Annotated in this window: 19 protein-coding genes and 1 pseudogene; 13 read left to right on the forward strand and 7 right to left on the reverse strand. The window is 64.5% G+C overall.

All coding sequences use genetic code 11. The features are described 5' to 3' along the window. Positions 1–91 precede the first annotated feature (91 nt). The 12 genes from KVT39_RS13070 (at position 92) to KVT39_RS13125 (ending at position 13,348) form a co-directional block, all read left to right on the forward strand. The gene (locus tag KVT39_RS13070; protein WP_034184338.1) at positions 92–1,354 is read left to right on the forward strand and encodes an MFS transporter; all 1,263 of its coding nucleotides are present in this window, start codon (positions 92–94) and stop codon (positions 1,352–1,354) included. A 139-nt stretch (positions 1,355–1,493) separates the two neighbouring features. Further along, complete coding sequence (locus tag KVT39_RS13075; RefSeq protein ID WP_217589253.1) at positions 1,494–3,173, forward strand: NAD(P)/FAD-dependent oxidoreductase; 1,680 nt, start codon at positions 1,494–1,496, stop codon at positions 3,171–3,173. Between the two features lie 82 nt (positions 3,174–3,255). Continuing rightward, positions 3,256–3,960, forward strand: a complete 705-nt coding sequence (locus KVT39_RS13080; protein ID WP_217589254.1) for a CoA transferase subunit A — start codon at positions 3,256–3,258, stop codon at positions 3,958–3,960. A 1-nt stretch (position 3,961) separates the two neighbouring features. Beyond that, positions 3,962–4,603 (forward strand): CoA transferase subunit B, encoded by a 642-nt coding sequence (locus tag KVT39_RS13085; RefSeq protein WP_217589255.1) that lies wholly within the window; start codon positions 3,962–3,964, stop codon positions 4,601–4,603. Positions 4,604–4,754: 151 nt separating this feature from the next. Continuing rightward, entirely contained in the window at positions 4,755–6,152 is a 1,398-nt protein-coding gene (locus KVT39_RS13090; protein WP_175749080.1) for a KamA family radical SAM protein, read from the forward strand. Continuing rightward, positions 6,149–7,057 carry an N-acyl homoserine lactonase family protein gene (locus tag KVT39_RS13095; RefSeq protein WP_217589256.1) on the forward strand — a complete coding sequence of 303 codons (909 nt, stop codon included), beginning with the start codon at positions 6,149–6,151 and terminating at the stop codon, positions 7,055–7,057. Before KVT39_RS13090 ends, KVT39_RS13095 begins: the two co-directional genes overlap by 4 nt. After that, a complete protein-coding gene (locus KVT39_RS13100) occupies positions 7,054–8,991 on the forward strand; it encodes an FAD/NAD(P)-binding protein (RefSeq protein WP_131947023.1) in 1,938 nt (645 codons plus the stop codon). Before KVT39_RS13095 ends, KVT39_RS13100 begins: the two co-directional genes overlap by 4 nt. Before the next feature lie 2 nt (positions 8,992–8,993). Further along, complete coding sequence (maiA, locus tag KVT39_RS13105) at positions 8,994–9,650, forward strand: maleylacetoacetate isomerase (RefSeq protein WP_051983840.1); 657 nt, start codon at positions 8,994–8,996, stop codon at positions 9,648–9,650. Positions 9,651–9,652: 2 nt separating this feature from the next. Next, positions 9,653–10,171: a cupin domain-containing protein gene (locus KVT39_RS13110; protein ID WP_051983839.1), complete on the forward strand. Its 519-nt coding sequence runs from the start codon at positions 9,653–9,655 to the stop codon at positions 10,169–10,171. A gap of 61 nt (positions 10,172–10,232) precedes the next feature. Beyond that, a complete protein-coding gene (locus KVT39_RS13115; RefSeq protein WP_034184330.1) occupies positions 10,233–11,054 on the forward strand; it encodes an acetoacetate decarboxylase family protein in 822 nt (273 codons plus the stop codon). A 136-nt stretch (positions 11,055–11,190) separates the two neighbouring features. Continuing rightward, positions 11,191–11,628, forward strand: a complete 438-nt coding sequence (locus tag KVT39_RS13120; protein WP_217589257.1) for a thioesterase family protein — start codon at positions 11,191–11,193, stop codon at positions 11,626–11,628. Positions 11,629–12,028: 400 nt separating this feature from the next. Beyond that, complete coding sequence (locus tag KVT39_RS13125) at positions 12,029–13,348, forward strand: MFS transporter (RefSeq protein WP_175749083.1); 1,320 nt, start codon at positions 12,029–12,031, stop codon at positions 13,346–13,348. 199 nt (positions 13,349–13,547) lie between these two features. Here the strand turns inward: KVT39_RS13125 and KVT39_RS13130 are convergent, their stop codons facing one another. Both KVT39_RS13130 and KVT39_RS13135 read right to left on the reverse strand, forming a co-directional pair. After that, complete coding sequence (locus tag KVT39_RS13130) at positions 13,548–14,471, reverse strand: LysR family transcriptional regulator (protein ID WP_034184327.1); 924 nt, start codon at positions 14,469–14,471, stop codon at positions 13,548–13,550. A 331-nt stretch (positions 14,472–14,802) separates the two neighbouring features. Continuing rightward, positions 14,803–15,882, reverse strand: coding sequence for a PHB depolymerase family esterase (locus KVT39_RS13135; RefSeq protein ID WP_175749084.1), 1,080 nt, complete (start codon positions 15,880–15,882; stop codon positions 14,803–14,805). A gap of 186 nt (positions 15,883–16,068) precedes the next feature. On the opposite strand from KVT39_RS13135, the pseudogene KVT39_RS13140 reads away from it, so the two are divergent. Continuing rightward, positions 16,069–16,350: pseudogene (locus KVT39_RS13140) on the forward strand (Tn3 family transposase); the annotation flags it as partial. A 426-nt stretch (positions 16,351–16,776) separates the two neighbouring features. On the opposite strand, the gene KVT39_RS13145 reads toward KVT39_RS13140, so the two are convergent. From KVT39_RS13145 to KVT39_RS38470, 5 genes are read right to left on the reverse strand one after another with little or no spacing between them, the layout of a single operon-like run. Then, positions 16,777–17,904 carry a Rieske 2Fe-2S domain-containing protein gene (locus tag KVT39_RS13145; RefSeq protein WP_034184325.1) on the reverse strand — a complete coding sequence of 376 codons (1,128 nt, stop codon included), beginning with the start codon at positions 17,902–17,904 and terminating at the stop codon, positions 16,777–16,779. Positions 17,905–17,928: 24 nt separating this feature from the next. Next, complete coding sequence (locus tag KVT39_RS13150) at positions 17,929–19,629, reverse strand: NAD(P)/FAD-dependent oxidoreductase (RefSeq protein ID WP_217589310.1); 1,701 nt, start codon at positions 19,627–19,629, stop codon at positions 17,929–17,931. Between the two features lie 58 nt (positions 19,630–19,687). Continuing rightward, complete coding sequence (locus KVT39_RS13155) at positions 19,688–20,773, reverse strand: monodechloroaminopyrrolnitrin synthase PrnB family protein (protein WP_217589258.1); 1,086 nt, start codon at positions 20,771–20,773, stop codon at positions 19,688–19,690. Continuing rightward, the gene (locus KVT39_RS13160) at positions 20,773–22,389 is read right to left on the reverse strand and encodes a tryptophan halogenase family protein (protein WP_217589260.1); all 1,617 of its coding nucleotides are present in this window, start codon (positions 22,387–22,389) and stop codon (positions 20,773–20,775) included. The genes KVT39_RS13155 and KVT39_RS13160 overlap by 1 nt, the downstream gene beginning before the upstream one ends. Further along, positions 22,386–22,565 carry a hypothetical protein gene (locus KVT39_RS38470; RefSeq protein WP_217589311.1) on the reverse strand — a complete coding sequence of 60 codons (180 nt, stop codon included), beginning with the start codon at positions 22,563–22,565 and terminating at the stop codon, positions 22,386–22,388. Before KVT39_RS38470 ends, KVT39_RS13160 begins: the two co-directional genes overlap by 4 nt. Positions 22,566–22,777 lie beyond the last annotated feature (212 nt).

Consider the following 22,777-nt stretch of genomic DNA (forward strand, 5'->3'; position numbering starts at 1 on the left):
GTAACTACGATAATTTCTATTGCAGATACGTCTCTACTCGCAAAACCGGCCTTCGACTACTGTAGCTGTCACGTTACTACCGAGGCCATACATGTCCAAACTCAATATCAAACTACTGGGTCCATGCCTGCTCGCCATTGCGATCGACGCGATGGGGTTCGGGCTCGTGTACCCGATCATGGCGGCGATCTTCTCGGATCCCCAATCCGGCATCATCGGGGCCGATACGAGTCCGCAACTCCGCAATTTCTACCTGGGGCTCGGGTACGGTGTCTATCCGTTCTGCATGTTCTTCGGCTCCTCGCTGATGGGTGAGCTGTCCGACGGCTACGGCCGGCGGAAGATCATGCTGTTGTGCGTGTTCGGCCTGGCTCTCAGCTACTTCCTGATGGCGCTCGGCGCGCTGCTGCCGAGTATCGCGCTGTTGCTGGTCGGACGCGGCCTGAGCGGCCTGATGGCCGGTTGCCAAGGGATCGCGCAGGCCGCGATCACGGACATGAGCACGCCGGAAACCAAGGCGTACAACATGAGCATCATGTCGATCGCGTTCAGCGCGGGCGTCATCGTCGGCCCCGTGCTCGGCGGCGTCACGTCGGACCGCACGATCGCACCGTTCTTCAACTACGGCACGCCGTTCCTGCTGGTCGCCGCGCTGTCGGTCGTCTGCGGGCTCTGGACGTTCTGGTCATATCGCAACGCGGTCGCGCCGACCGGCAACACGCGTGTGGACCTGCTGATGCCGCTGCGGATCATCTACCAGGCCGGCACGCACCGCCGCATCGCGTTCCTGTCGATCGTGTTCTTCCTGATGCAGGTCGGCTACGGGCTGTATCTGCAGACGATCATGCTGGTGCTGCAGACGAAATTCCAGTACACGAGCTCGCAGCTCGGCCTGTTCAGCGGCCTGATCGGCCTGTCCTTCGTGTTCGGGCTGATGGTGATCGTGCGGCTGATGCTGAAAATCTGGAGCGTAGTCGACATCGCGAAGACGGGCCTGCTGATCGCGGGCATCGGGCAAGTGCTGTCGGCGCTGTTTCCGCACGAAAACACGCTCTGGGTGCTCGGCATGGTGGTCGGCTGCTTCGACATGGTTGCATACACCACCATGTACACCGCGTATTCGGACGCGGTGGCCGAGGACCGTCAGGGCTGGGCGCTCGGCGTCGCCGGCTCCGTGATGGCGATCGCCTGGGTCGTGACGGGCTTCCTCACCAACCTGTTGCCCGTGCTCGGCGAGCTCGGCCTGCTGATGGTCGGCGGCCTGAGCTTCGTCCTCAGCTTCGTGATGATGCTGGCGTATGGCCGAAAGTGGTCCGCGCCGACCGTGTCCGTCGGTTCTCGCGCCTACGACTGATGTGTCTTCTCCCGGCGCGCGCATCGCTGCCGCGATGCCGCCCGGGCGCCAGCCGGATTCCAGGCCGGCGCGTGCTCTCCCTGTATCGAAACGGAAGTACCCGATCAATCCAGCAACACGTTCATATTGAAGGACTGACATGGTGAATATCGCATCAAGAGACGAGGACGCCGCATTCGATATGGTCATCGTCGGCGCCGGCGTAGCCGGCCTGTACATGCTGCATCGGGCCAAGGAAGCCGGCCTGTCCGTACGGCTCGTCGACGCGGCGGACGGCATCGGCGGTACCTGGTTCTGGAATCGCTATCCCGGCGCACGCGTCGACATTGAGAGCTTCGAGTATTCGTACTCGTTCTCGCGCGAACTCGAGCAGGAATGGCGCTGGACGGAACGCTATGCATCGCAACCCGAACTCCTGCGCTATTTCGATCACGTCGCGCACCGCTTCGGGCTCTATGAACACATCCGACTCGGCACGCGGATCGATGCCGTAACGTTCGACGAATCGCGCGCCCGCTGGACGCTCGTCACTCAAGCCGGCGAACGCCTGCATGCCCGCTACTGCGTGATGGCGACCGGCTGCCTGTCCGCGCCGAAGGTGCCGGACGTCCCCGGATACGGCAGCTTCGCCGGCGAAACCTACTTCACGTCGCGCTGGCCGACCGGCACGGTCGACCTTGCCGGCAAGCGCATCGGCGTGATCGGCACCGGCTCGTCGGCGATTCAGTTCATCCCGGTCGCCGCGCAATCGGCGGCGCACGTCACCGTGTTCCAGCGCACGCCGAACTACAGCATCCCGCTGCGCAACCGTCCAATGGATGCGGAATACGAGCAGCAAATGAAGGCGAACTACGCGGAACTCCGCCGCATGGAATGGCAATCGCCCGGCGGCTTCGTCTGTGTCGGCGGCGAACCGCGTCAACCGCTGCGGATTTCGGCGTTGTCCGTCACGCCGGAAGAACGCCTGCGCGAATACGAAGCGCGCTGGGCCGCGGGCGGGCTGTGCTTCTACACGTCGTACAACGATCTGCTGACGAACAAGGACGCGAACGACACGCTGACGGCGTTCGTCCGCGCGAAGATCCGGGAGAAGATCGACGATCCCGTGCTGGCCGACAAGCTCACGCCGAGCGGCCATCCGATCCTGACGAAGCGCCTGTGCGCCGACAGCGGCTATTTCGAAACCTTCAATCGCGACAACGTGTCGCTGATCGACCTGAAGGAAACGCCGATCGAGTCGATCACCCGCAACGGCATCGTCGCGGACGGCCGCGAGATCGAACTCGACATGATCGTATTCGCAACCGGCTTCGATGCGGTGACGGGCGCGCTGCTGAACGTGGACATTCGCGGGCGTCACGGCGAATCGCTGCGCACCGCGTGGAAGAACGGCCCGCAGACGTATCTGGGGCTCATGAGCGCGGCGTTCCCCAACCTCTTCAACATCGCGGGTCCCGGCAGCACCGCCTCGCTGAGCAGCGCGGTGCCGTGCGACGAGCACCAGGTCGAACTCGTGATGAAGCTGATCGAGCGCGCCGCACACCACGATGCGGCTACCGTCGAGCCGACTCGCGCGGCGCAGGAAGCGTGGACGGCACGCATCCAGGCAATCGCGGAGAAGACGCTGATCCATCAGAGCAACTCCTGGTACGTCGGCTCAAACGTGCCCGGCAAGCCGCGTGCCGTCCTGCTCGATCTCGAGGGATTCGATTCCTACATCGCCGTATGCGAAGGCATCATCGAACGCGATTACGAAGGATTCCTGTTCAACAGCGCGACTGAAGATCATTCCATTCCAGAAAGTGTGGCCGAAGTCTGACCCCGCGACATCCTCCCGCTGAATCGGTTTCCTACACCGGCGATTCGCGTCCGACGGGCGCGAATCTCAATAAGGATTACGTATGAGTAAAATTCATTCGAGCGCTGCTTCAGCGCTCCGGGACATCGTGCGCGACGGCCAGACCTTCGCGATCGGCGGCTTCGGCCTGTGCGGCATTCCCGAGGCGCTGATCGGCGCATTGCGCGATTCAGGAGTCCAGGGCATCACCTGCATCAGCAACAACGCGGGCGTCGACGGTTTCGGTCTCGGCCTGCTGCTGGAAACGCGCCAGATCAAGAAGATGATCTCGTCGTACGTCGGCGAGAACAAGGAGTTCGAGCGCCAGTACCTGGCCGGCGAACTCGAGCTCGAATTCACGCCGCAGGGCACGCTCGCCGAAAAGCTGCGCGCGGGCGGCGCGGGCATCCCCGCGTTCTTCACGAATACCGGCTACGGCACCGTGATCGCGGAAGGCAAGGAAACGCGCCAGTTCGGCGATCGTCACTACGTGCTCGAGCCGTCGCTGACGGCCGACGTCGCGCTCGTGAAGGCGTGGAAGGCCGACAAGTCCGGCAACCTGATCTATCGCCGCACCGCGCGCAACTTCAACCCGATGTGCGCGATGGCCGGCAAGATCACCGTGGTGGAGGTCGAGGAGATCGTCGAGAACGGCACACTCGATCCGGACCAGGTCCATACGCCGGGGATTTTCGTGCAGCGCATCGTGCTGAACGCGACGCCGGAAAAACGCATCGAACAACGCGTCGTACGCGCGAAAGGAGACTGACATGGCCTGGAATCGTGACCAGATGGCCGCGCGCGCGGCGCAGGAACTGCAGGACGGCTTCTACGTGAACCTCGGCATCGGCCTGCCGACGCTCGTCGCGAACCACGTGCCGGAAGGCGTCGAGGTGTGGCTGCAGTCGGAGAACGGGCTGCTCGGCATCGGCCCGTCGCCGACCGAAGATGAAGTCGATGCCGATCTCATCAATGCCGGCAAGCAGACCGTCACGACGCTGCCGGGTTCGTCGATCTTCTCGTCCGCCGACGCGTTCGCGATGATCCGCGGCGGCCATATCAACCTCGCGATCCTCGGTGCGATGCAGGTCAGCAAGCAGGGCGACCTCGCGAACTGGATGATCCCGGGCAAGATGATCAAGGGGATGGGCGGCGCGATGGACCTCGTCGCGGGCGTGAAGCGCGTCGTCGTGCTGATGGAGCACGTCGCGAAGGGCGATCAGCACAAGATTCTCGACGAGTGCAACCTGCCGCTGACGGGTGTCGGCGTGGTCGACCTGATCATCACCGATCTCGGCGTGATCGAAGTAACGCCGGCCGGTCTCAGGGTCGTCGAGCTCGCCGACGGTGTGAGCGCCGGCGAGATCAAGGCGAAGACGGGCGCGCCGCTCGATGTAAGCGCCGTGTCCTGAGCACCGGCGGCGAACGGCAATGCAACACGCCGTTCCATCGATTTCGATTTGCTTTAGTTGTTTCGCTGTACTTAATGCATCACCTTTATCACCAGGAAGTTGATTCAGATGTCGTCACATTCATAAATCTAATCTGCTGGAGAGGGCCGTCATGAGTCAGGATCAGCTGTGGAAGTTCAAGCCGTATACGAGGCACACCGTTTCCCAATCGCCGCAATGGCAGCTGTTGCCGGGCGAGCTTCAGGAAGCCGTCGACGTCGTTTCGCGCGTGCTGCCGTTTAGAGTCAATCCCTATGTGCTGAACGAGCTGATCGACTGGGACAAGGTTCCCGACGACCCGATCTACCGGCTCACGTTCCCGCATCGCGACATGCTGAAGGACGACGAATATGTGGCGATCCGCGATCTCATCCACGAAGGTGCCGACGAAGCGCGCATCGAAGCCGTCGTTCGCCGGATCCGCCTGCGGATGAACCCGCACCCCGCCGGGCAGCTGACCCACAACGTGCCCTATCTCGACGGCGTGCCGCTAAGCGGCCTGCAGCACAAGTATCGCGAGACGGTGCTGTTCTTTCCGAGTGCGGGGCAATCCTGCCATGCGTATTGCACGTTCTGCTTCCGTTGGCCGCAGTTCGTCGGCATGGACGAGCTCAAGTTCGACGCTCGTTCGTCGCAGGAGCTCACCGCCTATCTGCGGCGTCATCCGGAAGTTACCGACATTCTCGTGACGGGCGGCGATCCGCTCGTGATGAGCGCCCGCGCGCTCGGCGAATACCTCGAGCCGCTGCTCGCACCGGAGTTCGACCATCTGCAGAACATCCGGATCGGCACGAAGTCGGTCGCCTATTGGCCGCAGCGCTTCGTGAGCGACAAGGACTCGGACGACCTGCTGCGCGTGTTCGAAAGGGTGGTGGCGTCCGGGCGCAATCTCGCGATCATGGGCCATTACAACCATCCGCGCGAACTGCAGCATCCGATCGCGCAGCGGGCCATGCGGCGCATCATCGGCACCGGCGCGAGCGTACGCATCCAGGCGCCGCTGATCCGGCACATCAACGAGGACCCGGCCGCCTGGGCCGAGCTGTGGACGACGGGCGTGCGGCTCGGAGCGATCCCGTACTACATGTTCGTCGAACGCGACACCGGGCCGAGCGACTATTTCAAGCTGCCGCTCGCGCGCGCCTACGAGATTTTCCAGGCCGCCTACCGCTCGATATCGGGCCTCGCCCGCACCGTGCGCGGCCCATCGATGAGCGCGTTCCCGGGCAAGGTGATGGTGGACGGCATCGTCGAGCTGGCCGGCGAGAAGGTGTTCGCGCTGCAACTGCTGCAGGCCCGCAACCCCGAATGGGTGCGCCGGCCGTTCTATGCGAAGTTCGATCCGAAAGCGACCTGGTTCGACGAGCTCGTCCCCGCATTCGGCGAAAAAACCTTCTTCTTCCAGGACGAACTGGCAGCGATGGAGCATGGCGCCGGCGGATCGGGCCGGACCATCGCCGTGGCCCATCACGACACTGTGCGCCCCGATTTGCTGGAGGCAGTGGAATGAGCGGCCTTCTCGATCAGGAAAGCGCGGAGTACGAAGTCTTTGCGCTGCGTTACGCGACGCACGACGATCGGCGCAGCGGCGAGAACTATCTCGGCGACGATCCGCACGACGACATCTCCATGCCGCTCGACTTCTATGTGTGGGTGATTCGCGGCATGGGCCGCACGGTGCTGGTCGACACAGGGTTCGACGCGCCGACGGCCGCCCGGCGCAAGCGCCGCTATCTGCATTCGCCGTTGGCGCTGCTGGGCGAGCTCGGCATCGACGCGGCAGACGTGGACGACGTGATCATCACGCACATGCACTACGACCACGCGGGGAACATCCGCGCGTTTCCCGGGGCGACGCTGCATATCCAGGATGCGGAGATGGCGTACTGCACCGGGCGCTGCATGTGTCACGAAGCGATTCGCAAGCCGTTCGAGGCGCATGACGTGTGCGCGGCGATCGAACGGCTGCACGCGGGCCGCGTGCGATTCGCCGACGGCGATCACGAGGTGGCAGCCGGCATCCACACGCACCTGATCGGCGGCCACACGGCCGGCCTGCAGGTGGTGCGGGTGCGCACGGCGCGAGGCCATGTCGTGCTGGCCAGCGACGCCGCGCACTACTGGGACCACATCCGCTCGAAGCGCCCGTTCCCGATCGTCTTCAACGTCGCGCGCATGCTCGACGGGCATGCGGCGATCGAAGCGCTGGCGGACGGCCCCGACCACATCATTCCCGGCCACGATCCGGCGGTGCGCCAGCGCTTCCCGCGCTGGAACGGGCATCCGGACATCGTGGCGCTGCACGCGCCGCCCTTGAGCGACGCGCACCTCGCCGCCGATGCGTCGCGCGCGGCGGTATCGAACCCGGCGACAGCATCGGCCGACGTTCAACTCGAAACGGGAGAAACGCAATGACGAACACGATTTCGATTGCGATCATTGGCTTGGGGCCGCGCGGCGTCACCGTGCTCGAGCGCCTCGTCGAGCACGCGCGCAATATTCCGGCCGGCGTCGCGCTGGACATCACGGTGTTCGACGCCGGCGAATGCGGGCAGGGCGCTCATCCGTCGCGCCAGCCGGATCACTTGATGATCAACACCGTCGCGTCGCAAGTGACGATGTTCGCGCCGTCGAGCGAGCTGGGCCGGCACGGCGCGCCGTCGCTCGTCGAATGGGCGCATGACAGCGGATATCGCTACGTCGACGGCGCGTTCCGGAAGACGTCGGTCGATGCGGGCCGCCCGCTCGACGATGCCGACCATCTGCCGCGCAGCCTGCTCGGCGAATACCTGTCCTGGGTTTATGCACGGATCGTCGCCGCGCTGCCGCGCAGCGTCGCGGTGACGCATCGCCGCGCCCGCGTGGTCGATCTCGTGCCGGCCAAGCGCGGCTACGAACTGCATGTCGACGACAGTGCGCCGGCCTTTGCGCACTATGTGTTCCTGACGACGGGCCACGGCACGCGCCGGCCCACCGAGAGCGACCAGCGCCTCGCGCAGTTCGCGGAGCGGCATCAGGCCAACAACGCGCAGCTCGCATACGTGCCGTCGCCATACCCGATCGAGACGCTGAACGATATCGCCCCCACCGCGACCGTCGCCATACAGGGGTTCGGCCTGACCGCCCACGATGTCGTGTCTGCGTTGACGATCGGCCGTGGCGGACGCTACGTCGAACGCGACGGCGAACTCGAATACCAGAAGTCCGGGCTCGAACCGCAGATCCTGCTGTTCTCCCGCAACTGCCTGCCTTTCGCCGCGCGCGGGATCAACCAGAAGGGGCTGACGGGGCGCCATCGCCCGCGCTTTTTCACGCCGGACGCGGTGGCGGCATTGCATGCGGCCGCGCTGGACACGACGGGCGACAGCCGGATCGATTTCCGCGTTGACGTGCTGCCGCTGATTATCAAGGAAATGGCTTACGCGTACCGGCTCGCGCTGCAAGGCGGCAACGTCGATGCCGACGGGTTCGAGCCGCGCCCGGATGAGCTGCACGCGATCGGCCAGATTCTGTGGCCGCTCGAGGGCAGGACGTTCGAATCCTTCGACGCGTTCCGCACGTTCTTTTTCGCGCTCATGCGCGACGACCTGCATCACGCGCTGCTCGGCAACCTGACGAGCCCGGTCAAGGCGGCGACCGACGTGCTGCGCGATACGCGCGAAGCGTTGCGCGCGGCCGTCGAATACGGCGGACTGACGCCCGATTCGCATCGCTACTTCGTCGACGAATTCAACGCCATCACCAACCGCGTGTCGTTCGGCCCGCCGCTGCGGCGCAATCGCGAGCACCTCGCGCTGCATCGCGCCGGCTTGCTCGACATCGCCGGCGGCCCCGGCGCGCGGCTTGTCGCCGACGAGACGTGCGCGCATTTCCGCATCGAGGCGCAATACGGCGAGCGGGTGGAGCGCCGCTACGCGGACGTGCTCGTCGTCGCACGGCTCGATCCGTATTCGCCGGCCACCGACGGTTCGCCGCTCTCGACCGCACTGCTCGGCCGCGGCATCGTCCGCCCGTACCGGAACGGCGACTACCACCCGGGCGGACTCGACGTCGATACGGGTATGCATCCGCTCGGCCGCGACGGCGAAGCGCAGTCGCGCCTCTGGGCCATCGGCTTTCCCATCGAAGGCGCGCACTTCTACACGCATGCGCTGCCGCGTCCGGGCATCGCGTCGCGGCAGACGCGCGACGCCGAGCGCTGCGTGCTCGAACTGCTCGACATGATCGCGGCCGAACAGGCCACCGGCCCGGCCCGCATCGGCGTGCCGGGCGACGACACCACTGCGGCGCGCGATTCGCTCGCAGCCGCGCCCGAAGCCGCGTTGACAGCAGCGCTGGAGGGTAACTGAACATGCTGACCCTGCACGATTTCCACCGCTCGTCGGCATCGTTCCGCGTGCGTATCGCGCTCAATCTGAAGGGCGTCGCCTACACGACGGTCGTTCAGGATCTCGATGCGCGCGCCCACCGCGCCGATCCGTATCTGTCGATCAATCCGCAAGGCCTGCTGCCCGCGCTGCGGATCGGCGACCGCGTGCTGACCCAGTCGTCGGCGATCGTCGAGTATCTCGACGACGAATATCCGGACCCGCCGCTGCTGCCTGCCGGCACGCAGGAACGCGCGCGCGTGCGCGCGCTGTTCCAGACGGTCGCGGCGGACACCCACCCGATCACGGCCATGCGTGTCGCCCAGTACCTGAAAGAGGCGACCGGCTGCGACGACGGCGTGGTGCTCCGCTGGAAGCAGCACTGGATCACCACGAGCCTGGGCGCGCTCGAGACGATGCTCGCCGGCAGCGCCGAGACAGGCCGGTTCTGTCACGGCGATCGCCCGTCGCTCGCGGACCTCGCGCTGGTGCCGCAAATCGTCTCGGCCCGCAACGTCAACATCGATATCGCACCGTATCCGACCGTATCGCGCATTCATGACGCATGCATGCAGCTCGCGGCGTTCCGCGATGCCCATCCGGATACCTGTTCATCCCACCCTGCGTACAACAAGGAGTAACCATGCAGACGATCGAAGGCGACATTCTCTCGTTTTCGGAATATCTCGAACTGACGTCGAAACCCCCGGCCGACCCTGTGGTCTGGAAGTGGGAGTCGATCGAGTCAATGACGCGCAGCCGCCCGCACAACCCGCAGGGCACGCTTGCGCTGTCAGGCGGCAGAGTCGATGAGCACGGGACAGTCGCCCCCGATCTGTCACTCGTCATCCAGGTACTGAAGCCCGGCGAGATGACGGAGCGGCATCGCCATTCATTCTGGCATCTGTACATCGTTCATTCGGGCTCCGGAGAAATGGCGTTCGGCGAAGACCAGACGTGCGAGCGACTCGTGCCGGGCGACACGGTGTTCGTGCCCGCCTGGGGCTATCACGCCATCGGCAACCCGTCGGGCACCGAGCCGTTCGTGCTGTTCCGCCTGCAGAACCTTCCGCAGAACGCGAGTTCGGGCAATCTCATGCGCGAAATCCAGGGGGAGCTGCAAATCATCTATGCCGGCGCGGGTCTGGCATCCCATCGGTAAAACGACGCGCGGGCCGGCCGCACACGGCGGCCGGCCCGCGTACAGACGAAGGAGGTGTTCGTTGGCTTACACGTTCGAGAAGGGGCGCATCTATCGAATGCCCACTCACTTCGGACCGGCACCGGGCCCCCGGCAGGTGCCGAACGCGCTCGCAGTCGACCCGCACCGCAATCCGACGCGCATGACGGTATCCGCGTCGTTCCTCACCGACGCCGCCCGGCTGGAACGGCATCTTCCGGAACGTTTCACGCTCGCCGGCGAGCCCGTCGTGACCGTCGAGTTCCACTACCTGACCGGCATCGACTGGCTCGCCGGACGCGGCTACACGATGGTTCACGTGAGCTGGCCCGCGATCTTTGCGGGGACACGCGACCGCGCCGCCGGAAAGTTTCTCGCGGCGGTATGGGAAAACCTCGCGGATCCGATCATCACCGGCCGCGACGAGATCGGTCATCCGAAGCTCTATGCCGACGTCGCGGCGCCGCGGCAGTTCAACGGCGAACAGCATTGCGAAGCGAGCTGGATGGGCTTTCGCTTTCTCGAACTCGGCGTGACGGGATTGCGGGAGCCGGTCGCCGACACGCCGCCGGCCCGGTCCGACGGCACCTTGATGCTGAAGTACACGCCGCGCACCGGCGACTGGGGCGAGACCGAGCTGTGCCAGGTCACGCTGACGCCGGTTCACGACCCGTACGTCACGATCGACAGGCGGCACGTCGGAGATGCGCGCGTGCGCTTCAACGTCGCGAGCTGGTCGGACCTGCCGACGATGGCGCACGTCGTCAATGCCCTCGCCGAGTTGCCGATCGTCGAGATGCGCGGCGGCTCGATCGTGCACGCGCATGGCGGGAAACCCTACCTCGACCAGTGCGTGCTGTCGTAACGCGCATGCCCCGGCCCGTCCGGCATCGCGCCGCAAGCTTTCGCGCGATGCGCGGATGCCATCGGGCATTCAACGTTTGCTTGACCCGACCCGCCGGGCAGTCCGGCGGGCACAACCTCAACCCACAGGTGCCAAGATGACCCGAGCCTTCACACAGAAATTCGACGTCACGTATCGCGACCAGGATCCCGCCGGCCACGTCAGCGCGACGATGTATTACGTGTACATGCTGAATGCATACATGGCTTACGCGCATGAACTGCTGGAGGTGCCGCTCGATCAGGGCATTCCGCAGATCATGCTGAAGACGTCGTGCGAATACGTCCGTTCCGCGAAATGGGGGGAATCGCTCGAATTGAGCGCGCGAATCACGCGTCTCGGCACGAAGAGCTTCGACCTCGAATACCTGATCACGCTCGCGAACGACGCCGACACCGTGATCGCGCGAGGCGCGTCGACGCACGTCGCTTACGACTACGTGACGGAATCGACGGTGCCGCTTTCGGACGCGTTCCGCGCGCGCGTCAGGCAATACCAGGAGGAGGAGGCGCCCGAATTGTCCGAAGTCGCCTGACAAACCGCGCTCTCACTGCGCCCGGTCCGATGCCGGGCGCTGCGCCACGGTCGGCCGGGGAGAGCGGATTGCCGCTATCGAATACCGGATGCACGGCGCGCGAGCGGTGTTGACCCGTGCGAAGGCGTCCGGCTCATGACAGGTTGTACCGAAAAGGCTACGTTAGCGTGAAACCGGCCAGAACGGCACACGCGAGCGAGAAGATCAACGTTCAATACAGGGTGAACGTCGAAAGGTTGCACAGTAATCGAGTGTGATGACAAGCCTGGCAGGACCGGGGTTCGCCAAACCTGAATGCCTGCGCCAGGAGAACAACGGGCGATATGGAGCGCTGCAACCCGTCCTGCCTGTCGACACACATGAAAACTGCTGCAAACGGGATGCGTTCATATGGACTGGCATGTCCACTGTCGTCTCGCTCCAGAATGGCGATCGCACGTCGGCGCTGTATCGCCGGCTCGACCGCCGCCTGCTTTCCTTTCTGCTCATCTGTTATTTGTTTGCATGCCTTGACCGGCTCAATGTTGGTTTCGCCAGGCTGCACATGCAGTCCGACATCGGCTTGACCGATGCGCAATACGGGCTGGCCGCCGGCATATTCTTCATCGGATACGCGCTCTTCGAGGTGCCGTCCAACCTGCTGCTGCCGAAAACCGGCGCACGCAAGGCCATCAGCAGGATCCTGGTGCTGTGGGGCCTGACGTCCGCAGCCATGGTCGCGACGCGCGATGCGACGACGTTCTATGTGCTGCGCTTTCTCCTGGGCGTCTTCGAGGCCGGATTCACGCCGGGCATCCTCTTCTATCTGACCTGCTGGTATCCCGAATCCCGCCGTGCGAAAGCCATCGCCGCAGTGATGATCGGCGGCCCCCTTGCGGGCGTGCTCGGCGGCCCGCTGTCGATGTGGATCATGACGACCTTCGCAGGCTTGGGCGGCCTGTCCGGCTGGCAGTGGATGTACCTGATCGAAGGGCTGCCGTGCGTCGCGCTCGGCATCATGGCCCGCGTGCTGCTTGCCGATCGCCCCGAGACGGCATCGTGGCTGTCACCCGAGGAGCGGCAGGAACTCGTCGACATGGCCGCGAAGCCTCAACATGCGGAGCGGCACGGTTTCGCCGAAGTCGTGAAGGACCCGTACGTCTATTTGATGAGCGCCGCCTATTTCTGCGTCATTTGCGGCATCTACCTGATCAATTTCTGGCTGCCCGGCCTGCTGGCGGCCGGCGGCGTCACCGATCCGATGAAGATCGGCCTCTATTCGTCGATTCCGTTCGTTGCCGCGACCATCGGCATGATCGTCGCCGGCCGTAGTTCCGATCGCCGCAACGAGCGGCGCTGGCACAGCGCGATTCCGGCGCTGGTCAGCGCGATTTCGCTCGCCGCTACTGCCTTGTCGAGCGACAGGCTCGATGTTTCGCTGATTTGCATCACGATTGCGACGACCGCGATGTGGATGGCCTACACGGTATTCTGGACCATTCCATCCGCCTATCTGAAAGGACCCGCCGCCGCGGGCGGCATCGCGCTGATCAATACGATCGGCGTGTTGGGCGGCTTTTTCAGCCCGGCGGCGATCGGCTGGCTGCGGACGTCGACCGGGAGTTTCCGCGCGTGCCTGCTGTTGATGGTGGCCATCATGGCCATCGGCGCCGCGCTGCTTGCGGCCACCCGACCCGCTCCCGTTTCCGGGCGCGGGAAAAGTGAAATATGCGAACGTTGATGCACGGATGAGGATGTGTTTTGTCGATCGTCACCGTCTCGGGCGCGCATCCGGCATCGGCTTCATCGGCTCTCGCTCCGTTCGATGCCGTCAGCTAACCTGACCGTCCTTGCTGCGGCATCCGCCCGGCGGAATCGCGGTCGGTGCCGCCGCCTGCCGGCCGCGCGCGATGCGCTGTCGATCGATCCGGCGCGGCGCGCTATATGTCGAGCGCGCCGTCCGCAGCCCGCGCCATCGCCTTCGGCAGATACTCCTCGATGATCTTCACGACGACCTGTGTCTTCGAAGGGACGGGCCGCGTGACCGGCAGCAGCGCATGCAGGTCGAATCCCGGTACCGTGTAATCCGGCAGCAGCCTGACGAGCCGGCCGGATTCCAGAGCGTCGATGCAGACGTGTTCCTGAAGGACACCGATACCCGCGCCGTTCAGCAGTAGCTCGTAGACCGGCCGCCAGTGGCTGGTGCTGATGACGACGTTGATCGGCGTCGGCCGCACCGATTTAGACGGGCACATCAGGCGAAGCTGGCCGTCGTTGAAGAGCCCCGTGACGCGAATGAATGGGTGCCCGACGATGTCGGTCGGTTCCTCCGGCAGCCCGTGCTTTTCGATATAAAGCGGCGACGCGACCAGTACGCGTCGTACATAACCCAATCGACGCGCGACGAAATTGCCATCGCCGATCTGGCCGAGCCGCAATGAAATATCGACGCCCTCGGTGACGGGGTCGGTGATTTCGTCATTCAGGACGAGATCGATATAGAGCTGCGGATTATGTTCGCGGATTACCGTGAGTATTTCCGGCAGCACGACTTCGCCCAACCCATGTGGCGCGGCAATGCGAATGCGCCCACGCACGATCTTGTTGCCGAGCGTGACGACGGCCCGTGCCTCGTCGGCCGCGTCGAGCACGATCTTGCTTCGCTGATAGAACAGAATGCCTTCATCGGTGCACGACACCGCACGCGTGTTCCGAAGCAGCAATTTGACGCCGAGAAACCGTTCGAGCCGATCGACGCGGTCGCTAACGGTAGGTTGGCCCAGGCCGAGATCTTTCGCGGCCCTCGACAAATTGCCACGCTCGACAACCCGCACGAATATTCGCATGGCCGCAAGCAAATCCATAGTCCCTCGATAATCGGAAGAATTTAGTTATTCTGGAAGACGAAAAAGCAGATTCGTCCGTTTTTTTTCCGGCCGGCGGTGAGCGATAGAGCCCATTTGGAATGTTGCGATCTCGTTACGTGGGGCGGATGCGTAACTATACCCAATCCTGTTAACTTTTTGACGAATAGGTAATTCAAAGTGCCGGAAGTGGTCGGTGTGGCGCGTCGTGTGCGGCAATCAAGAGGCTGAATAGCTGAGTCGGCACGTCACGACTAACGACTTTCGCAAATCGGCAGCATTTATTGAGTCGATCCTGCTGGGCGAGCGTCGAAACAGGCACGGTCACGTTTCATGCGGCGCCGCGACGCTGCCGTCTAAAAAAATCCCAAAGCTTCGCCGTCGCGTCAGGACCCTTGTCGGAATGAAACGCTTCGCGAGGGTCGCCACCGCTCCAAGCGTGACCGAGGCCTCGAACGATACAGATCCTCACGACGAGCCGGCCGGCCTTCAGAAAGTCCATGTAGTCGACCGCATCGCGAGTGTATGTGCGCTGTTCGCCGACGCGTAACGCGCCTTGGGCATCGACCAGCTGGTTGAGCCGTGCAAATTCGACGCCGAGCTGTGCGGCGTTGCGCTTCGCGACAACGGCATCGAGCTCACCGTGGACGATAATGGCAGGCATGCCCGGATAGCTGGAGACGTCGACCGACGCCTCGATCAGGCGCAGCGGATCTTCACGACTGCCATTACGCATGACGCGCATGGCGGTCATGGCGGAACTTGTGACACCGAACACCGGGCCCGAGTGTAGACCGACGGCGGCAAAGAGCGCGGGGTAGTGAATCCCTAGAACCGCGGCGAGGCCGGCTCCCGCCGAGATGCCCGCAAGATAGACGCGCTGATGGTTGAAGCCGTGTTCCCGGACGATCGCCGCGACGAGCGATGCGACGGCAGGCGCCTCGGAGTGCGTCAGGTTCTCGTGCCAATGCCAGCATCGGTGAGGATGCGCGGTCTTCGCCTGCTCGGGAAGCAGCACTGCAAAACCGGCGCGATCGGCGAGCCGGCAAATGCGCGTGCCGGCGGCGAACGACTCCACAGTCTGCCGGCAACCATGCAGCATGACGACGAGGGGCAGCTCCGCCGGCACCGCCGCAGTAGCCGGCAGATACAACGCATACGTGAGATGGTTGACGAGCCGGCCGGCCAATGGCGGCGCGGAATGAAACGAGCGTATCCACCGACCGGCCGCTCGCATCGATGGAGGGCGGCCCGTACGCGGTTTGCCGACGCGCTTCGTGGCGACCGGACGAGCGGTCTTGACCGTCGGCGGTTTGCGCGCGACGTTTTTCCTCTTCTTCGGCCGAGCGACCGTCAGGCTGGAGAGCAGATCGAGACCGCTGAGCCAGACGTTGGTCTTTTTCCTGGGCATGGGCGATGGCAGTAAGAACTCGCTGTCGATGTCACGCGGCGGTGGCGGGTTTGCGTTCGACGCCGAACGACACCCTCATACTAACGCCGCGGCGCACACGGCGTGCACCAACTCGGGTGGTTCCGAAAGTATGGCTCGGCGAATGGTTTCGACGCGTGACGGTGCCCCGGTGCATCGGCCCACCAGCTTCAGCTCGCGATCTACACCGGCAGAGTGGCCCCCGAGCGCGGTCGACGTCGCGATGAAATGTTGACGAACCTTGTGATCGCCTGGAACACGCAGCGCATGCAGGCGACGGGCGACGGCTGGCGACGCAAAGGACGACGGGTCGACGACGAGTGGTTGCGCCGGATGGGGCCTGCGCATTTTGCGCACGTGAACTTCAGGGGCGCGTTGAGCTTTCCCATCGATCAATACGGCGATGTCCTGCTGGAAGCCGCGCCCTGGCAACGAGGTACGGGTTCATGAGGCGTGCAGGATAGAGAAGGGCGGCGTATCGGTACCGTTGGCGGACTCGCGTCCGTCCGATGAAGTCGACGAGCGTGATCAGCGCCAATACCGGTCTGCGACAGGATCGTGCAGCACCGCACCCCGATGAGGGGGGAGCAGTGTGAAATTAAAAAAATCTTGATATGAACAGGCAGTCGCGAGGCCTCCGCGTTGCTTGCGCGACGGTTTGGTGCAAGCAACGCAGCGGCCCATGAGGATCGGTTCTGGTCCTCTGCCGATCGCCCATGTCCGTGACTGAACGCACACGGTTTTACCATTCGCGAATGGATCAACGTTCTGCTCATCGCCGTGCCGCTTTCGCTTTGTTCGCCGGCATGCTTCACCGAGCTGCTGTGCGGCCGCATGATTTCGCCCGAGGGATGGGTGACCCGAGATGACACTCGATTACGATCGCGACCAAGGTGAGGGTACGTGCGGTCGAGCAGTCGCGTCGGCGACGCGGTCGACCCAGCCCCGGTAGAACGCGCGGTACTTGAGCACGAGCTTGTCGTACCTGCTGTATGCGCCGCCGCCGTCCGGCTTCATCCCGTTCCAGATCTTGACGTCGTACCCCGCGGCCTGCCTGGTCTGCAACCCGAACAGCACGTAGTCGGTCGCGCGGCGCAGGGCGCCGCCCACCTTCTTGATCGAGATGAGCATGTGCATGACGTTTTTGCCGTCGCTCACCGGCGTCACGCACTGGAGCAGCTTGTATTTGAAGTCTCCGTCCAGCGCGACGGTCATGACGCACCCGCCGGGGTAGCCATCGAAGTGCAGGTTCATCTGCGACATGTTCAGGCCGAGCGCGCGCGACAGCATGCCGAGGGGCCCGAAGTACCGGTCCACGGTGAAGTCGATCCCGGCACCGAACCACGCGCCCGCCCGGGCCAGCGACTCGACCTCCGGCCACCGGCGCCAATCGTCGAAGAGCTTGAGCTCGAAGGCCGAGATCGGGAGCGCGTGCACGGGGGTCGCGTGCTGCGCGTCGTAGAAGTTCTCGACGATCCGCAAGACCGCCGTCGTCGTCTCGAACGCGAAGTGCAGGTGCATGAAGTCGCCGTTGTCGACGTCGGCCGCGGCGATTTCGGGCAGCGGATGCAGCGGCTGCGGGGAGCCGTACCAGACCCACACGTAGCCGTATCGCTCGGCGGTGACCAACGTCGGCTGGCGCGCCCCGCGCGGGACGGGCTCCAGCCGGCTCACCGCCGGGCTGTGGCCGGGGATGTGAACGCACTGGCCCTGCTCGTCGTACCGCCAGTGGTGAAACGGGCACTGGATGCACCCGTCCTTGACCCGCCCGTCAGCCAGGTTCGCGCCGAGGTGCGAGCAGTGGCGGTCCATCACCACGGCCCGCCCCGTCGCGCCGCGCCACGCCACGCACGGACGGCCGAAGAGCGTCAGTTCCGTCGGCTTGTCCTTGAGGTCGTCCGAGCGCATCGCGACGTACCAGCTCGCGGCCAGGCGCGTGGTCGCGTCGTACGCCCCCGGGGTATGCTCGTTGGCGACCGCTTGATCCAATTGAACGTCGTTCATCGTTTTCGTGTAGGTGTCGGCCGACTACTTCAGCGCCAAGCCGATGCGGGTCGTGATGTACGCCTTGAGCAGCGCGAACATCGGGTTGTAGTCGAAGTACTTTTTCACCTCCGCCGGCGCGCTGGTTTGCGTCCAGTGCATCAGCTTCAGCGCCGGCAGCAGGCTGTACTTCGAGTTGTTGAGCTGCGGTTTGGCCCCGGTGATGCAGTACCCGAAGCCGAACATCGGCCTGGCGAAGTCTCGTTCGTCGATGAGGGCGTGAATCCGCGCCGCGGCCTCCTCGGCCCGCTTGCGCCCGGCGCTCACGGCCTCGACCTCGGCTTTGGCGTCGTTGAACAGCTGGTAGTACCCCTCCATGTCCGCGCACAGGTATCCGAGGTACGGTGGGTCGTTGTCGAGGTGATCGAGGTCGCCCTCGTCACGCGACGCGCGGAACCTCGCGTGGGCTTGCACGAGCCGGAACTGCCCGAGGATCGTGCCGACCGCCCACAGCCTGTGGAACGCGTCCCACAGGCGGAAATCCGAGAACGCCGTGTAGCAGCAGCTGACGAAGTCGTCGTTGTGGTCCAGAAGCTTCTGCTGCAGGCGCTCGATGTACTCGAAGCGCTCGGGTGAGAAGTCGTCGTCGCGCAGCGCCTTGATGAGCCGTGCCGCGAGCGCGTGGATGGTCACCGCGGTGTTCTCGAGCCCCCGGGAGAAGAGCGGGTCGATGAACCCGTTCGCGTGCAGCATCAGGCAGTAGCGGTCGCCGACGCAGGCGTTCGACGAGAATTGCAGTCGGTCGGTCTTGACCCAGTCGCGCACCGGCACGGCGTCCCGGAACTGCGCGCCGATGCTCGGGAACCGCGCGAGGAACTCGTCGAATTCCTGCTGCGCGGAGATGTCCGTTTTCGGGTAGACACGCGGGTCGAGCTGCAGGCCGACGCTCACCAGGTTGTTGGTCGACCGCGGGTGGTTGTTGAACGGAATCACCCACAGCCAGCCGCCCGCGAACATGTGGTGCAAGGTCCCCTCGTGCCAGCGCCAGCGCTGCCCCTTGACCTTGAAGATGTCGTCGAACGGCTTGACCCCGAGCATGTGCGTGTAGAGGCTGCGCGAGTGCGTCTTGAAGCGACACGGCTCTTCGCGGAGCTTGAACTTGGTCGCGAGCGGCGCGCGGGGGCCTCCGCAGTCGATCATGTACCGGCCGGTGAACCGTTCGCCCTGGGCGGTGGTCACCGCGACGCCGTCTTTGTCGGCGTGGTATTCGGTCACGTTCGTCTTCTGGCGGACCGTGCAGCCGTATTTGATGGCGGCTTGCAACAGGTAGGCATCGACGTCCTGCCGGTAATAATGGCTCTCCGGACCCCACGGCAGCTCGGGAATGACGCACTGCGTGAACTCCTTCGGGTCGTGCTCCTGGCCGGGCTTGTGGAACACGAAGCCGAAGTTGCGCTTGATGCCCGTGCTCGACGCGACGTAACGCTGCGTCGAGTAGAACGACGTGATGCGGTCGAGCTCCGGAATGCCGTAGCGATCGGCGATGATGCGGTTCATGAGAGACGTCTCGGGGATCGACGATTCGCCGATCGTGAACCGCGGGTGCGACGACTCCTCGATGATCAGCACGCGAAACTGTTGATTGGCCAGGATGGCCCCCATCTGGGTGCCGGACATGCCCGAGCCGAGAATGATCACGTCGAAGTGGTTGCTGTCGCGCCCGTTCGCGGGGCTGTTCTGAGTCATGGGGGCACACTCTCCTTGTGAGATGGAACACATCGCCGCACGCGTCGGACGTCAGGTGTCAGGGCTCGTCGAGCGCGGCGCGGAGGCGGGACCGCGCGGCACGCGTGAGCGTGAGCAGATCGACGAGCGCGCTTGGCGCGTACCCCCCGCTGCCGATGGCGGGGCCGCTTTGCCCGGCTTCGTACGCCCGCTCCGCCAATTTGAGGTGAGGTGCCCGGAAGCGCAGCAGGACCTCGAAGACCCGGTCGAGGGCCGCCAGCCCGGCCCTGACGGGCTCGCCCCGCGCGCCGGCCGCTTGCGCCTCGCCGAGCACACGGTCGACGAGCGCCGGCTCCCCGGCGAACCGGGCGTAGACCGCCCTGTACGCGGGAAGCACGTAGGGCAGGTACGTCTCCTTGAATTCTCGATAAGCTGGGTGGTCCGATCGCGAGCCCCACAGCACGTGCTCCAGCACGAAGAGGGGCATTTCCACGGCCCCGGGGCCGAGGTAGCTCTGGCCCCCGACTCGAATCGGTTCGTAGAAGGGGCGGAGCTCGTTGTAGAAGACCTGTACCGAGATGAAGCGGTAAGCGTAAACGATCGATTCGACCATTTTCTGCAGATAGGCCGCCAGCTCGTCGCACCCTTGCGCGAACGCGGGCGACCGCAGGGGTACGTCGTACAGCTCGACGGTCACTTCGATGGCCGCCTCGAGGGCCGCCATCGAGATGCGCACGCTCTCGAGCAGGTGCCCTTCGTCGCGCAGCCCGGTGTAGCTCCGCTGCGCGTCGGCCGCCGCGGGGTTCCAGACCGTCACGTGCAGGAGCGTCTCGCGCGGCGGCAGGTCGGTCGCGCGCGCCAGGTCGAGCAGCACCGGCTCGAGCCCGGGCACCACGTCCGCGGGTTCGTGTCCGTGCCGCTTGAGCGACCCCAGGAAGAACCCGATGTCCCGCATCGCGGCGGCGGCTTCGACGAAGCCCCAGCCGGAGGGCACGCCGCGCGCCGGCAGGAACTCGCGCAACAGGCCGACGATGCCGGGCACGTCCTTTTTACGGTTCAGGTCAGGCAGTTGCAGAACGAGTGCCCGCGCCCGCAGCGGATCGCAGGCCGCCACCGCGGCGTGCGTGGCCTCGAATGCGCATACCCGGTCCAGGGTGCGCTCCACTACAGGATTTCCGGCGCCGCGAGCGTCGATCCGGGCTGGCTGCGAGACAGCCCCGCGTCGCCGTCACGCAGCGACCGCAGGTAGTCGTAGTTCGTCGGCAGGCTGGTCCGCAGACGCTCGGCCTCGCGCCGGATGCGGGCGAACATCGCCTCGGCCTTGTCGATCGACTCCGGTCGGTGCCGCAAGAGCGGCAGCGACCGGTCGGGCAACATGCCCAAGCCGGCAAAGATGCAGTAGTAGTTTCCGTTCAACCAGAAGTTCCTGAATTCGTAGTCAAACGTTTCGTAGTACGTGGAATCGTCGAACGACGTGGTGGTCAGCGGCAGCCCCGCCTTGTAGCGCTGAACCTTTTCCTTGATGGCGTCCGAGAGCCGCAGGTCGTGCCGGTTCGCGAGCCAGAACGGCGTGTCGTCGCGCGACGTGGTGAAATAGTGCGCCTGGACGAAATCCCGGCAGTCGTCGAACATGTGGACGATCTCGGCGTTGAATGCGTCCGCCAACCGCGGGTCGAACGAGGTGTCGGGGAAGTGCTTCACGAGCTGGTAAAGCGCCGCGTAGATGAAGTAGATTCCCGTCGATTCCAGGGGCTCCAAAAAGCACGACGACAGCCCGATAGCGACGCAGTTGTTGACCCACGCCCGCCCGTTGCGCCCGACCCGGAACTTGATCTGGTTGAGCGGCTGCTTGTCCGAGAGGCCCCAGAGGTTGAGGAAGTCGGCGGTGGCCTGGTCGCGCGACGTGAACTTGCTCGAGAAGACGTAGCCGCTGCCGAACCGGCCCAGCATCGGAATCTTCCAGGTCCACCCCGAATTCATGGCGATCGCGGAGGTGTACGGCTCGACCCCCACGCGCGCGTCGGCGTTGGGTACGGCGCTGGCGACCGCGCTGTCGCACAGCAGGTAGTCGGACATGTCGATGAAGGGCTCCTTCAGGGCCTGGTTGATCAGGAGCCCCCGCATGCCGGAGCAGTCGATGAACAGGTCCGCCTCCAGCGTGCGCCCCTCCTTGGTGGACAGGCTGGAGATGTAGCCGCGGTCGTTCAGGCGAACCTCCACGACCTCGTCGACCACCCGTTTCACCCCGCGTTCGACGGCCCAGCGCTTCAGGAAGTCGGCCACCAGGTGGGCGTCGAAGTGCCACGCGTGGGACATCTGGCGGGTGCCGTCGGACAGGCACGGTGCGAGCTTGCCGTCGAGCGCCCCGGGCTGCGGGTAGCACGCGTACTCCATCGGCTGCTGGAAGCCCTGTTCGCGCTTGCGCAGCCAGTAGTGGGTAAGCGGCACGCCGTCGCAGTTCGGCACGTTGCCGAACAAATGGTAGAAGTGATCGTCGCGCGAGCGCTCGGGCGACTTCCTCCAGTTCACGAACTTGATGGCGGCCTTGAACGCACCGTTCACCTGGGGCATCCACTCCCGCTCCGGTATCCCGAGGAAGTCGAAGAACACCTTCTGCAAACTCGGGATGGTCGCCTCGCCCACGCCGATCCGGGGGATCGCCGCAGACTCGATAAGCGTAATGTTCGTGTGCTGCTGGAGCGCACGGACGAGGTACGAGGCGGCCATCCAGCCCGCGGTGCCGCCGCCCACGATGACGATATTCTTGATCGGGTTGCTCATGACACGCTTCTCATAGGATTTGAAGCCTGAATGGATAGTGCCGCCTTGTCGAGCTGAACTCGCAACTCGTCCGGTAACGCGTCATAACGTGTCTGGCTCATCACGACAAATGACAGCGGGAAGGCATGGTGAATTGCAGCGAAGTTCGGCAAAATGGAAGATGTCCCTCCACGCAATATCCGGACATCCTTGCATCCCCAGAGTTTGATCCGAGGCTGTTCTCTTCTCGATTCAAATGGAAGCACAATCGAACAATGCGAGGCACCCATCGCATCGGCGGCACACCGCGCAAGGGATGCCGAATCAACAGATTGACTTGCCGATGCGGCAATTGCCTTTAGCGCATCGAGATGCTCGGACAATGTCAGCTTCCCGAGGCTTGCCATAC

The organism is Burkholderia sp. GbtcB21, from assembly GCF_019091065.1.
Taxonomy (GTDB): Bacteria; Pseudomonadota; Gammaproteobacteria; order Burkholderiales; family Burkholderiaceae; genus Burkholderia; species Burkholderia pyrrocinia_C.

Excerpts from the sequence above, each read along its gene's own strand:
- KVT39_RS13070 (WP_034184338.1), top strand. The coding sequence starts at position 92 with ATGTCCAAACTCAATATCAAACTACTGGGTCCATGCCTGCTCGCCATT.
- KVT39_RS13075 (WP_217589253.1), top strand. The coding sequence starts at position 1,494 with ATGGTGAATATCGCATCAAGAGACGAGGACGCCGCATTCGATATGGTC.
- KVT39_RS13080 (WP_217589254.1), top strand. The coding sequence starts at position 3,256 with ATGAGTAAAATTCATTCGAGCGCTGCTTCAGCGCTCCGGGACATCGTG.
- KVT39_RS13085 (WP_217589255.1), top strand. The coding sequence starts at position 3,962 with ATGGCCTGGAATCGTGACCAGATGGCCGCGCGCGCGGCGCAGGAACTG.
- KVT39_RS13090 (WP_175749080.1), top strand. The coding sequence starts at position 4,755 with ATGAGTCAGGATCAGCTGTGGAAGTTCAAGCCGTATACGAGGCACACC.
- KVT39_RS13095 (WP_217589256.1), top strand. The coding sequence starts at position 6,149 with ATGAGCGGCCTTCTCGATCAGGAAAGCGCGGAGTACGAAGTCTTTGCG.
- KVT39_RS13100 (WP_131947023.1), top strand. The coding sequence starts at position 7,054 with ATGACGAACACGATTTCGATTGCGATCATTGGCTTGGGGCCGCGCGGC.
- maiA (WP_051983840.1), top strand. The coding sequence starts at position 8,994 with ATGCTGACCCTGCACGATTTCCACCGCTCGTCGGCATCGTTCCGCGTG.
- KVT39_RS13110 (WP_051983839.1), top strand. The coding sequence starts at position 9,653 with ATGCAGACGATCGAAGGCGACATTCTCTCGTTTTCGGAATATCTCGAA.
- KVT39_RS13120 (WP_217589257.1), top strand. The coding sequence starts at position 11,191 with ATGACCCGAGCCTTCACACAGAAATTCGACGTCACGTATCGCGACCAG.
- KVT39_RS13125 (WP_175749083.1), top strand. The coding sequence starts at position 12,029 with ATGTCCACTGTCGTCTCGCTCCAGAATGGCGATCGCACGTCGGCGCTG.
- KVT39_RS13130 (WP_034184327.1), bottom strand. The coding sequence starts at position 14,471 with ATGGATTTGCTTGCGGCCATGCGAATATTCGTGCGGGTTGTCGAGCGT.
- KVT39_RS13135 (WP_175749084.1), bottom strand. The coding sequence starts at position 15,882 with ATGCCCAGGAAAAAGACCAACGTCTGGCTCAGCGGTCTCGATCTGCTC.
- KVT39_RS13145 (WP_034184325.1), bottom strand. The coding sequence starts at position 17,904 with ATGAACGACGTTCAATTGGATCAAGCGGTCGCCAACGAGCATACCCCG.
- KVT39_RS13150 (WP_217589310.1), bottom strand. The coding sequence starts at position 19,629 with ATGACTCAGAACAGCCCCGCGAACGGGCGCGACAGCAACCACTTCGAC.
- KVT39_RS13160 (WP_217589260.1), bottom strand. The coding sequence starts at position 22,389 with ATGAGCAACCCGATCAAGAATATCGTCATCGTGGGCGGCGGCACCGCG.